Origin of the sequence: Prevotella sp. C561 (genome assembly GCF_000224595.1) — a bacterium.
GTDB classification, from domain to species: Bacteria; Bacteroidota; Bacteroidia; order Bacteroidales; family Bacteroidaceae; genus Prevotella; species Prevotella jejuni.
Window position 1 is genome coordinate 316,660 of sequence record NZ_JH114140.1, and the last position, 13,732, is coordinate 330,391.

The following is a 13,732-nucleotide window of genomic DNA, read 5'->3' on the forward strand; positions in this document are numbered from 1 at the left end:
AGAGAGAGAGAGAGAGTACAAAATTATTTTGGAACTACCAAATAATTTGCGATATTTTTTCTATCTTTCTTCGTTAAAGAATTTAATACAGCACAAATCGAGTCTACACCTTTATTTCCTAAGGTGCAAACTTTTGCTGAATTTATATTCTTTATGACTCTCATCGTTATTGCGAGTTAATTTTAATTTAACTGGGCGCAAAGGTAGTGAGAATATATGAAACAAACAAGGATATAGTAAAAAATATAAAAATTAATCGAATTACTTAGCCAATCTTTAACGTTAAGACCGTCGAACACATCGAGCAAAAGCAATATGCTAAGTAGGCCGTTTAGTAAAAACCGTCAAGCAAAGTATCTTGTCCTTGTAATTATCTAATGAACACATGCTGATAACAAAACTACATCAGAAAAGGCTCCTTACTTGCGTACTATCGACAATACTCGCAACGCTCAGCGCACATGGCTTTGTAAACATTAAACTAATTGGGAACAAGTCATTTAAGAGAAAGATTAAGCAAGCCATATAAAAGATTAGAAAACTCTATAGCAAGCTACATAAAAGAATAGAGAGCAATATAGCAAGCTACATAAAAGAATAGAGAGCAATATAGCAAGCTATATAAAAGAAAAGAAAGACGATATAAACACAAAAGACGGATGCACTTTTGCCGTGCATCCGTCTAATATATATAAGGTGTTACGATTTCTCTTAGAAGAAGAGGTAACGGTTGTCAACAACATTTGCTTTGAGGATAAGATCCTGCATGAAGTTGCTGATTAATTGCATATTCATCTGAGCAGTCTGCTGCATAACCATTGCTTCGTTATACTTAGAGCCAGCACGCATAACCTTCTTCACTACTTGGAACACATAGACACCAGCATTACCCTTAACAGGAGCCTTAGAGAACTTACCAGCAGCTGTTCCTGCAACCGCACCAGAGAGGGCAGGCTCAACAGAACCAGTAGCCTGAACGAAGGCTGGAGCAGAGAATGTAATTTGATTAACCGTAGAAACCTTAGCACCCTTTGACTGAGCCGCAGCAATAGAGTTGACACCCTTCAATTTTGCCATGAGCATCTCGGCCTTCTTGTCCTTCATTACTTCACGCTTGAGAACCTCTTTAACCTGTGCATCATCCCAAGGACGATAACCCTGTGGGTGAACAGCTGTCAAAGCAACTACTAAGAGATGGTCATTATCGCCACACTCGTAGAGTGGAGAAATCTCACCCTGCTTAGCACTAAAGAGCCACTTAAGTGCATCATGTGTACCTTGAATACCACCAACATAATGCTCAGCAGTAGAAAGGTCGTTAAGCGACTGTACACGATAGCCAGACTTAGAAGCATTCTTCTCAAGTTCAGCAATAGAAGAGCTCTTAGCAACAAACTCAGAGAACTTATTATAAGCATTGCTGCGTGTATCCTTAGAGAAGTCAATAGGCTTCTTGATAATAGCAGCAGTTGTCTTAGTTGTGAAAGCTTTCTTGTCAAGAACCTGCAAAATAACATTACCCTGTGTGAGCGCAAGGTTCTGAGTGGCATTCACCTCACCATTAAGCAAAGCATTAACAAAAGTACGATTATCAACACTCATAGTTGGTGCCATCTCATACTGCTGACCAGTAAACCAAGCCTTCTCACCCGTCTGACCGTAACGCTTAGCGAGAGCTTCAAAGTCAGCACCGCCAGCCAAAGCCTTCTGAATAGAGTCAGCCTTTGCACGTGCCTCATCAGGAGTTGCAGCGCCAACACTAATCTGACGGAACTGTACTGAGTCAGGCAACTGTGCCTTTGAGAATACACGAATAACATTCAACGTATTGTCCTGACTATTCTCGAACACACCAGTTGTACCCACAGAAAGAGAATCAATCTTTGAAGCAATATCAGGATACTGCTGGTAAGCCTTACTACTTACAGGAAGACCAAGATAAGAAATCTCAGAACCACTCTTACTGATAACACCAGAAGGATCGGTAGCTGTTGCAAGCTGATGTTGGAAATCATTCATCTCCTTAGCAACCACCTTACGGTCGGCAGCGCTTGCCTTAATCTGATAGTCAACAAACTTAATGTCGCGCGTCTCAACACTCTGACGGAAAGCAGGCTTGAGTTCGTCGTACTTAGCCTTTAAGTCATCATCTGAAATCTTAACGTCAGCATCCTTCACAGAGCTATAAGCTAAAGAAGCAAGCTGAATCTGACTCTCCTCATTGTTGTCCTTGAAAGCCATCGTAGCTTCAGCCTTATTAGAGAGAACACAACTTGCGAGTAAAGCCTGATACTTCTGACCAAGCAATTGTGTACGTAAGTTCTTCTCTACGAAGAGCCAATAGTCATAGACAGCCTGCATCTGATCAAGCTCTGGAGACTTAGCTGCCTTGGCCTTATTATAACTATCAAAGAATTGCTTGAGTGCATTAACGTCGAAACGACCAGTCTGCTGGTTAACAAATGGTGTCTGCGTCAACACTGGGTTCGTACCCTCACTCAATACGTTTTCAATTTCCTTCTCCGTAACAGTGAGACCAACCTTCTTTGCATCAGCCTCAAGTACACGACTGCTTACCAACTGCTGCCATACTTGGTCCTTTACCTGGTTAAGCTCTTGTTCAGAGAGGTTATCACGTTGCATGGTAAACTTAATTGCTGACTGATATTCATCAAACAACTTCTGGTACTCCTGGACGCTAATATTCTCGCCCAAAATCTTACCAATTTGCTGATGCGACTCACCCTTCATACCTTCACATGAGCGGGCCGCATCTCCAGCCAAGAATGCAATCAAGGCAAGACTGATAGCACCTACCAGTATAGCCCCTTTGCTTCTAATTTTTCCTAATACTGCCATTTTAGATTTATTATTTGATTTTAATTATTCTATTCAGTATGACAAATTGCGCACAAAAATACAAAAAAATGGGCAAGTATCATAATTTTTCTTTTAGAAATTACTCTGTATCATTGACTTTTAGCCGTACGAGTTCTATTTTAGTCATCGTCTTTTTGATTATCTTAAACTCATATTGACCAACTGTAACAACTTCGTTCAGTTTCGGGAAACTTTGATAGACATGCAACAGTAAACCGCCAACAGTCATGTAATTGTCGCTTTCTGGTAAATCAAGATTGAACATCTCATTTACCTTATCTATCTCTAAACGTGCCGAAAGAACATATTCTTTATCGTTTATCTGCTTAGCAATATACTTTGTATTATCGTGTTCGTCTTCTATTTCACCAAAGATTTCCTCAACGATATCCTCTAATGACACAATACCGCTGGTACCACCGAACTCATCAACAACTACACCTAAACTCTTCTTTTGAAGTAGGAAAACTTGCATCAGCTTCTGCGCTGCCATCGTCTCCGGAACAAACGGCAACTGACGGATATGGTCTTTCCAATTCTTTGGCGAACGGAACATCTCAGAGGAATGAATATATCCCTTTATGTGATCAATATCTCCTTCGTAGACAATAATCTTAGAGTTACCACTCTCGATGAACATCTGCTGCAATTCTTCCAAGCTACAACTCTCTTCGACAGCTTTAATCTCTGTACGAGGAACCATACAATCACGCACCTTCGTGTCTTGAAAGTCCAAAGCATTTTGGAATATCTTTACTTCATCTTCGATATCGTCTTCGTTCTTAGCATTCTCTATTGTACTCTGCACAAGATGGTCGAGGTCAACCTTCGTAAACGTACCATCGTTCTCTTCCTCATCTATTTTTACACCGACCAAACGCAGAAGAACACGAGCAAGGAAGGTCGCAAAACGACTAATAGGCCAAAGGATAATAAAAAAGATATACGCCAAAGGAGCAAAGAACGTAAGTAGTCGGTTCGGATTGCTCTTAAATAAAGTCTTTGGCAAGAACTCACCTGTAAAAAGAATGACAAGTGTAGATAATAACGTATCCAACACCACGCGTGTAGCCGAGTCAAACGAAGCAAATAGCGTAGTATCGAAGATTTGCGCAAAGAAGATACCATAGATAACAAGTACTATATTGTTACCTACAAGCATAGTAGACACAAAGCCGTTTGGATTGTTGTAATAGATGGTCAAACACTTCTGTGCAATACCGTCCTTCTCCTTATCCATCTCGGCAAGAAGACGATTACTCGAAACGAAAGCAATCTCCATTCCTGAGAAGAAAGCGGAGAGTGCCATCGTAATGATTATTCCTATGATTAAATCTATATCCAATTTCTATAATTATTGTTTAACTACTGGACCTTTCATATTGTCAACGTGCGTGGTATCCATTGGTGCAAAAGGAGGAGCAGCAGGCGACATCATATCCTTATCTGAGAATATACCCCACCCTTTCGTCTGACGTATTTCATAATTCGTCATCTGTTCATCGCTATGGAACCAATTACCTTCTAACTCCTTATCAGGCGTTTTAAGATGAGAATAGGTGTACGACCACATTTCATGATTCCTCTCATCCCAGTATAATTCATTACTATAAAAAGACAATCCCTGCGCTGTCAGGATTCTGACACGTCCATGAAGTTGCCAACGACGGTCTCTATCGGAATAGACAGCACTGTCACATTGGATATAACCTACCACATGCTTCTTCAAATCAAACTGTGTTAGTAGGATTCCTTTATTGAAAGTCCAACGTGAAGAGTTATCTTTATTCTGATTAATATCCCATTGTTCAGTAACAATACGATACTTGATTACGCCCGAGTCAGAAATGAGCGTATTGACACCATACGTCGTCATAACCGGCACCGAGTCACGGTCATGAATAGCAGGAGCTGTATGCTCATGCTCCTCTGAACAGGAGACTATGGCACAGCTCGCCGTAAGTAATACCAAACATATTATAAGAGAATAAAGGCTTGAACGCATATTATTCTACCTTGAACTTAGCAAACCAACGCTCATTGAAGGTCAGACCAACGTTGATACGGAATGTATTTTCCTTTATCAGACCTGTCGCACTCTGGTTTACCCACTCTGCACTAATATTCAACATACTACGATTATTATAGGCATTCATGATAGGAATACCTACACCAAGGCTTGCTGATAATTCACGTGGACCGTCTTGTCCATTTATCTTCAAGTATGGACTTGCATAGCTGAAGCCAGCACGATAGTGCATACGACTAAAGAAACCACGATAACGTTCGCCCTTGCAATAATCACCACCAAGCGTCAACTTGTGACGATCATTAAACTGTCCATCAACAAGACTATAGCTTGTCGTACCATTAACAGTATTGAGTTGTGGGTATCTAATCTTAGCCCACTTCTGCAATTGATAGTCAACACCGAACTTTAGACGATTGTTATGATTAAACATCAAACCAACACCGAACGTATGTGGGAGTTCAAAAGCCTTTGAAACAACATAACGTGTTGTATCCGAAACGCTTGTCTGCGAGTTAGTTGATATCAAATCACACTCTGGTTCTGCGTTTAACGTGTGTCCAAGAGAATAGGCTAAACCCAAGGTCAACTCATTCTTTCTGTCAATAGGATAAGTATATTGCACACCAAAGTCGGCCTTATAACTCTTCACCTGCGCTGTATAGTTCTTAGAAAGGGTATTTACGTAACTATCACTATATGAATTAGTAGAATTACGATTTAGTGTTCCCCACAAATAAGCTATGTTCGCACCAAAAGAGAAGCCCTTGAATGGCTCCCAACCCGCACCCAAGTAAACGAGATGCAAACCACCATTACCACTATACGTATTAGAATAGGTGGCATTAGGAGACGATGTACTTGGGAAAGCATTTACATTCTGCGTGTTACTAAAGTTGTAACCCACATTTGTATAAGGTAAGAGACCAAAGCTCACACCCACGTGCTTAAACGCTCTAAACGATGCAACAACATATTCAATATCAGCATTCTGGGCATTGATCTTCTTTCCCTTCTCTTCAAAATTAGTCAACTGAAGACTTACACCAGCATCGAAGATAAACGAAAGAGAGTCAACTGAAGCGTATGAAGCAGGGTTCATGTAGTTAACCTGGCTGTGCTCATGAAAGCCGTACGCCAGTCCGTTCATTCCACGATTAAAACTTGTTGCCTGAGAAGCCAAAGCGCCTAATCCATACTGGCTATATGGAGAGTTCGTACCACTTTGAGCTGACACTTGTAAAGCAAGTCCTACAAGGAATGCTGTAGCAATTATCTTTTTCATTCGCTTTCTTTTTCTTATTCTGACGATATGTCTTAACGATATATTGGCGCAAAGTTATTAAAAAAAATCTATATTGCAGAAAAACAATAAAGGATTTTGAATTTTAATAGTAATGTTCAATAAATATTTCCAATACAAAAGTTATGATTTCTTACCTTCGTTAGTCGGAGACGCACTAAACGTTTGTAGTGGTAAAGCCTACCGAATGAAGTCGAATATAAAAGCTCATATAACGAAATAAGTTTTATTTTTATTTGCTGTCACTTTTAACATTTAATGTTAATCCATTGTATTATAAGCAATTAAGCACACATTTAAGATGACAGAAATGACAGGAAAATTGATTTTAAGAAATTCGTCTCTTACGAGCAAGTAATTTAGATATGTTTGAAAAGGCAAGGGTTATCACTGATCGATAAGAAAGAATGGAACCGAATGTAGATTATAAGGTTACTGCTTTCATAAACTGCTAACAAAAGTTTATGGGCGCTCTACGACTCAAAGAGACCACAGCCCAAACAGCGTCTTTTCATACATAGCGAGAGTACTCGAAGAACCATTAAGCCTAAAAAAGTACAACGTAATATCACTCATCTTAGCTTTAATTTCTGTGATGTTTCGTGCCAGAAAAGACCTTTGTAAAGCTACGCCTATAAGCAAGATTTCTGTGTTGTTCTGCGATAAATATTCATCGAATTATTCAAATTAGGCTACCGAGGGGAACGAAGAAATACTCAACATAATCTTTATAAATGTAAGGATATTTCAATAATCACACCCTACAGATTCGGAGAAGAGGGTAGGAATGGAATGAGAAGATGCTCTTCAACATCGAAGAAAACGCCCTTCTTGCACGTTAAAGACGCCCTTCTTGGAGCAAGAAAGGCATCTTCTCAAACGCTACTTATAATATCCTGATTATATGAATGTTATAAACTTATCCTAAAGAAAAGATATACCAATCCTTTGAAGATACTTAAACCTCTCCCATGTAATCATTTTTTACAATCAAACAAATATCTTTGAAATAGGAAGTGATTACTGAAAATACTCTATGATAAAAGCAACAAATGCAGTAATACACATTCATCTCTCACGGAGTTACGCTGAATTTTGCACACAAGCAGAGGCCAAAGAGAATAATGAGGATTGTTTGAAAGACTGTAAAAATGTCGACTGAACATTACAGAAGACAAGCTGCTTAATAAGTTTTATTAGTCAACAATAATTTTTAATAAGCTTTCTTTGTGCTCTCATGCTTTTTTAGTAACTTTGCGACGGAAATGAAGAAGGGATTACTATATATTGTCTTGACTGCTCTCTTGTCTGTCGTTAATATTACGGCAGGAGCTCAGTCTATGAATAATAACGATAGTATTCAAATATCCCTCCTAACTTGTTCGCCTGGAAAAGAGGTTTGGGCGCAATATGGACACACCGCCATTCGCTATTATGACAAGGGGAAAGGATTAGACTTGGCCATTAACTATGGTATATTCTCCCTTGATCAAACCTACTTTATTCCTCGTTTTGTACTTGGAATGACCGACTATCGCATGGGCATACAGGCCATGGATGATTTCCTCGCACAATATAGTTACGAGGGACGAGGCGTTGTAGAGCAGGTTCTAAACTTATCACCTAAGGACAAGGACGTTATCTATGAGGCTTTACAGGAGAACATGAAGCCAGAGAATGTGGTTTATCGTTACAACTACTTCTTTGACAACTGCACTACAAGGGCCCGTGACATGATAGTCAACCATCTGCATGGAAGGGTCGTTTATCCGCCAGCTAAACCAGATGCAACGTTCCGTTCTATGATACATGAATGGAACTATAAAGATAAGTGGTCACAGTTTGGGGAAGACCTCCTACTGGGTGTGAATGCTGACCGTAAGACAACAAAGTCTGAACAGCAGTTTCTACCAGAGAACTTAAGGCTTGATTTCGATAAAGCAACCTATAACGGGAAGCCTTTAGTAAAGCAAACTAACGAACTATTGCCAGCTGAGACAACAGAGGCAGAGCCTTCGTCACTACTCTCTCCAATCTTTGTTGCATTTCTTTTTGCAACCATCAGCATCATAATAACGCTCTTTAGCTATCGAAAACAGCGTGTTTACTGGCTTTGGGATGCCGTTTTAATGCTAACATCAGGGCTTATTGGTATTATTCTCTTTATAATGATATTCTCACAACACCCGTGTGTTAGTTTGAATTTCATCATCTTCTTCTTCAATCCTTTACCTTTGCTCTTTCTTTATCCTACCGTTAAAAGGAAGAAAACATTGTGGTGGAAGATATGGGGAATACTTATTATAATAGGACTTCTCGGACGTTTTATCCAAGAAATACCCGTTCCAATAATAATTGTGGCATCATTCTTGCTATTACACTGCATAGTACATTTACGAATTAGCAAATCGGTTACTACCGTGAAGTAATTCAAAGAGATAAAAGATAATGAATAAATACATCACCGCTTTACTTGTCGTTCTTGCGACAACAGGAGTAGAAGCACAGAGCTATCAGTCTGTGCTAAAGATAGCATTGGGTGATGTTAACATCGAAGACCTCTGTCATCAACAAGCATTTAAGGGCGTTGAACAAGATATATTGTCTGTTCTTGAGGCCTTTAAGCAGATTAAGAAGGACGAAGAAATAGAACCTGCACAAAACAAAGCAGTATTTGTTGCAGACTTATATGACAACTATCCTACTGATTTCAAAGCTAAATCAAATAACTACCAAAAGTTAGAACAATTCCTTCCAAACCCTTCGTCGAGGAGTGGAATTAAGATTCGTGCCCCCAATCTATATTCTTTATCGTAACAAGCAACTATTTAATATTAGCTTGCTTGGAATTAGTAATATAATAAGAGGTGGTAACTACCTCACGTATAAATAAACAAACGATTTAGAATAAATGAATTTCAATAAGATATTAAAGGCAATTTTTGGAGATAAATCAACACGTGATATGAAGCTTATTCAGCCTTACGTTGACAAGGTTAAGGCTGCATATCCAGAGATAAAAGCACTTAGCAATGATGAATTGCGCGCCAAAACAAAGGAGATACAACAGTATGTTCAGGACGCAGGTAAGGAACAACGAGAGAAGATGGCAGAACTTCGTGCAACGATCGAAGCGACACCTCTTGAAGAGCGTGAGGCTATCTTCAATCAAATAGATAAACTTGATAAAGAGGCTTTGGACAATTATGAGAAAGCACTCGACGAGGTTATGCCTGTTGCCTTCTCTATTGTTAAAGATACCGCACGCCGTTTCTCAGAGAATGAAGAGACAATTGTCACCGCTACAGACTTCGATCGCGAGTTGGCAGCCGACCCTTCAAAGGACTTTATTACCATTGATGGCGATAAAGCTATCTACCATAATCACTGGACAGCAGGTGGTAATGACTTGAAATGGGAGATGGTTCACTACGATGTACAGATATTTGGTGGTACCGTTCTACATCAAGGTAAGATTGCTGAGATGGCTACAGGTGAGGGTAAAACGCTTGTTGCTACCCTACCAGTATTCCTGAATGCCCTCACAGGAAACGGTGTTCACGTCGTGACAGTCAATGACTATTTGGCAAAGCGTGACTCTGAATGGATGGGACCACTCTATATGTTCAATGGTCTTTCAGTTGACTGTATCGATAAGCACCAACCTAACTCGCCTGCTCGTCGTAAGGCTTATCAAGCTGATATCACCTTCGGTACTAACAACGAGTTCGGTTTCGACTATTTACGTGACAATATGGCAGTGTCACCAGCAGACCTTGTACAACGCCAGCACAACTATGCTATCGTCGATGAGGTCGACTCTGTGCTGATTGACGACGCTCGTACACCACTTATTATCAGTGGTCCTGTACCAAAGGGTGACGTTCAGATGTTCGAAGAATTCCAACCATTGGTTCAGAGTCTGTATGAGGTTCAGCGCAAGCAAGCTACTGAGCTTCTTTCTGAAGCACGCCATAAGTTGGCTGAAGCACAGAAGAATGCTAACAACAAAGAGACTTTCCAGAAATTACAAGAGGAAGGTTTCCTTGCCCTCTATCGCTCATTTAAGGCACTGCCAAAGAACAAGGCTCTCATTAAATACCTCTCTGAAGAAGGTATCAAGGCTGGTATGCTGAAGACAGAGGAGTATTACATGGCTAATAACAACCGCGAAATGCCAAAGGCTATTGAGCCTCTCTACTTCGTAACAGACGAGAAGATGAATTCATGCGACCTTACTGATAAGGGTACTGCATGGTTGGCTAATCAGGTTAAGGACGATCAGCTCTTCGTCTTACCAGATATTACAACAGAGCTTTCCGCACTTGAGAAGCAGAAAGATGACCACGTTATTGATGAGCAGACATACATCGAAAGAAAAGATGCAATGATGGCTCACTATGGTGTTCAGAGTGAGCGTGTACACACCTTACAGCAACTTCTGAAGGCTTACACCATGTTCAATAAGGACGATGAGTATGTTGTCTTGAACGGTGAGGTTAAGATTGTCGACGAGCAGACGGGTCGTATCATGGAAGGTCGTCGTTGGAGCGATGGCTTACACCAAGCTGTTGAGGCCAAAGAGCACGTAAAGGTGGAGGCTGCAACACAGACTTTTGCTACCATCACCTTACAGAACTACTTCCGTATGTATCACAAGCTTGCAGGTATGACGGGTACTGCTTCAACCGAGGCGGGCGAGTTCTGGGATATCTATAAGCTCGATGTTGTAGAGATACCTACGAACCGTCCTATCCAACGTAAGGATATGGAAGACCGTGTTTATAAGACTGCACGTGAGAAATATGCGGCTGTCATCGACGAGGTTGAGACTATGAGAAATCAAGGCCGCCCATGTCTTGTGGGTACAACATCCGTTGAGATTAGTGAACTCTTAAGTAAGATGCTTAACATGCGTAAGATTCCTCACCAGGTATTGAATGCAAAGCAGCACCTTAAGGAGGCTCAGATCGTAGCTGAGGCTGGTCGTTCTGTAGACGGACTCGGTGCTGTGACCATCGCAACTAACATGGCTGGCCGTGGTACCGACATCAAACTCACGCAGGAAGTTAAGGATGCTGGTGGTCTTGCAATCATTGGTACTGAACGTCACGAAAGCCGCCGTGTAGACCGTCAGTTGCGTGGTCGTGCTGGTCGTCAAGGCGACCCTGGCTCATCAGTGTTCTATGTCTCACTTGAAGACAAGCTGATGCGCCTCTTCGGTTCAGAGCGTATTGCTAAGGTAATGGACCGCCTCGGCTTTGAAGATGGTGAACGTATTGAGAGTTCAATGATATCTAATAGTATCGAGCGTGCCCAGAAGAAGGTTGAAGAAAACAACTTCGGTATCCGTAAGCGTCTGTTGGAATACGATGACGTCATGAACAAGCAGCGTACGGTTATCTATGAGAAGCGTCGTCACGCATTGATGGGTGAGCGTATTGGTATGGATATTTCTAATATCATCTGGGACCGTTGTGTAAGCATTATCGAGCGCAATGACTACGAAGGATGCAAAGAAGAGTTCTTGAAAGTACTTGCAATGGAATGCCCATTCACCGAAGAGGAGCTTGCTGCAGGTCATACTGAAGAACTTGCTGAACGCAGTTTCCAAGCTGCTATGGACGCCTTCACACGTAAGACTGAGCGTATCCAAACTGTTGCATGGCCTATTATTAAAGAGGTGTATGAGAACCAAGGGGCAATGTACGAGCGTATCATGGTTCCTATCACAGATGGACAACGTGTCTACAACATTCCTTGTGACTTAAAAGAAGCCTACGAGAGCGAAGCTAAATCGGTTGTTAAACAATTTGAGAAGGTAATCCTCCTCCATATCATCGACGATGATTGGAAAGAGAACCTACGTCAGTTAGACGACCTACGTCACTCTGTTCAGAATGCATCTTACGAGCAGAAGGACCCATTACTCATCTTTAAGCTGGAGAGTGTAAAGCTGTGGGACAACATGATTGACGATATGAACAACCGTACGGCAAGTGTTCTTATGCGCGGTCAGATACCTGAGATGCAGCCTGCTGAGGATATTCAGGAAGCTGCTCCAGAGCAACATAGCCAGCAGTACAAGGAGGAGAAGGTTGAACTTAACGACCCTAATCAGGTTGCTGCAGCTCAGCATGACACCCGCGAAGGGGCACAAGAAGTGAACCACACGCCATATCGTGCTGACAAGATGCCTCGTCCTAACGACCCATGCCCATGTGGTAGCGGTAAGAAATTCAAGAATTGCCATGGTCGCGATATTCGTTAATAACCTTATAAAGACTTTCGGGGATAAGACAGCTGTGTCTATCCCCGAATTTTGTTTCCCTTCTAACGAGATTATTGGACTTGTTGGGAATAATGGTGCTGGTAAGACTACACTCTTCCGACTGATTCTGAACCTCATAAAAGCCGATAGCGGTGAGGTTAATTTCTGTCTTTCGGATGAGACAAACAATCAGCGTGAAGACAAACTTAGCCTTAGTAGCACAAGAGTCTCTCATCTTGAAGAGTCATGGAAGAACTATGTCTCTGCCTATCTCGATGAGAGTTTCCTTATTGATTTCCTTACGCCAAGAGAGTTCTTCACCTTTATTGGTAAAGTCAATGACATCGAGGAAGGAAGATTAGAAGAAAGAATAAAGTCGTTCTCTCCCTTTCTTAGTGAAGATATCCTTAACGGGAAAACCTATATTCGGGAGCTTTCTGCAGGCAACAAACAGAAGGTTGGTATTGCTGCTACCCTCCTTCACTGTCCTAAATTTGTAATTCTTGACGAACCATTCAACTTCCTTGACCCCAGTAGTCAGAACCAACTAAAGGACTTACTGTCTAAGTATAGACAACAACATCAGGCTTCTATTCTCATTTCCAGCCATAACCTACACCACACAACGGATATTAGTGACAGAATAGTACTGATGGAGAGGGGAGCAATCGTTAAAGACATAGATAAGATAAACGAAACAACAATAAAAGAATTAGAGAATTACTTCTTATAGAAATGGCTTCTATAAGAGGTAAAAACCATATAATCTGTAAAACATTTTCAACCCTACTCTATCACAGAACATGCCCTATTGCCTTCTAAAAGACGCCTAACAAGCTTGAAGAACATGCCTCTCTTGCGTGTTGTTAACGCCCTTCTTGCACCTAATTAGGCCTCTTCTTCAAACGTTATCATAACTTATTGGTTATCTGCTTGTTGTGGGGTTACATTTTACTCATATCTATCATTTAACTACATGATATTTTGATGATTAAATGTAATTATTTTTCTTTTCTTAAATTACAGTGTTTTTCAAGGCTATTAGTCATACCGATTGTAGTGTATTAACATGAGAAATATAGCAAACTATTGGTATCTAATAAGACTTCTCCATACAAGTTAGATAGACAAGTATAGCTTACTATACCTTATTATAATGACTTTCTGCACGCTTCTACCTTTGTTCAACTGCTGTTTTAAGCATTAACACACGTCGCATAAATAGTAACCACGATCGTGATATATCATT

General features: G+C 40.8%; 8 protein-coding genes. 4 read left to right on the forward strand and 4 right to left on the reverse strand.

The genetic code is table 11. From position 1 onward, the window contains the following. Window positions 1-711: 711 nt before the first annotated feature. From HMPREF0666_RS02795 to HMPREF0666_RS02810, 4 genes are all read right to left on the reverse strand, one after another. Window positions 712-2,859 (reverse strand): peptidylprolyl isomerase, encoded by a 2,148-nt coding sequence (locus tag HMPREF0666_RS02795; RefSeq protein WP_009010791.1) that lies wholly within the window; start codon window positions 2,857-2,859, stop codon window positions 712-714. A gap of 100 nt (window positions 2,860-2,959) precedes the next feature. Continuing rightward, the gene (locus HMPREF0666_RS02800) at window positions 2,960-4,225 is read right to left on the reverse strand and encodes a hemolysin family protein (protein WP_042855907.1); all 1,266 of its coding nucleotides are present in this window, start codon (window positions 4,223-4,225) and stop codon (window positions 2,960-2,962) included. A 9-nt stretch (window positions 4,226-4,234) separates the two neighbouring features. Next, window positions 4,235-4,885 carry an LPS export ABC transporter periplasmic protein LptC gene (lptC, locus tag HMPREF0666_RS02805; RefSeq protein WP_009010793.1) on the reverse strand — a complete coding sequence of 217 codons (651 nt, stop codon included), beginning with the start codon at window positions 4,883-4,885 and terminating at the stop codon, window positions 4,235-4,237. 1 nt (window position 4,886) lies between these two features. Beyond that, window positions 4,887-6,194: a hypothetical protein gene (locus tag HMPREF0666_RS02810; RefSeq protein ID WP_009010794.1), complete on the reverse strand. Its 1,308-nt coding sequence runs from the start codon at window positions 6,192-6,194 to the stop codon at window positions 4,887-4,889. A gap of 1,283 nt (window positions 6,195-7,477) precedes the next feature. On the opposite strand from HMPREF0666_RS02810, the gene HMPREF0666_RS02815 reads away from it, so the two are divergent. The 4 genes from HMPREF0666_RS02815 to HMPREF0666_RS02830 all read left to right on the forward strand — a co-directional run bounded on the left by HMPREF0666_RS02815 (window position 7,478) and on the right by HMPREF0666_RS02830 (window position 13,216). Then, window positions 7,478-8,641, forward strand: coding sequence for a DUF4105 domain-containing protein (locus tag HMPREF0666_RS02815; RefSeq protein ID WP_042855909.1), 1,164 nt, complete (start codon window positions 7,478-7,480; stop codon window positions 8,639-8,641). 19 nt (window positions 8,642-8,660) lie between these two features. After that, window positions 8,661-9,029 (forward strand): hypothetical protein, encoded by a 369-nt coding sequence (locus tag HMPREF0666_RS02820; protein ID WP_009010797.1) that lies wholly within the window; start codon window positions 8,661-8,663, stop codon window positions 9,027-9,029. A 94-nt stretch (window positions 9,030-9,123) separates the two neighbouring features. Next, the gene (gene secA / locus HMPREF0666_RS02825; protein WP_009010798.1) at window positions 9,124-12,483 is read left to right on the forward strand and encodes a preprotein translocase subunit SecA; all 3,360 of its coding nucleotides are present in this window, start codon (window positions 9,124-9,126) and stop codon (window positions 12,481-12,483) included. After that, window positions 12,464-13,216, forward strand: a complete 753-nt coding sequence (locus tag HMPREF0666_RS02830) for an ABC transporter ATP-binding protein (protein ID WP_042855911.1) — start codon at window positions 12,464-12,466, stop codon at window positions 13,214-13,216. Before secA ends, HMPREF0666_RS02830 begins: the two co-directional genes overlap by 20 nt. Window positions 13,217-13,732 lie beyond the last annotated feature (516 nt).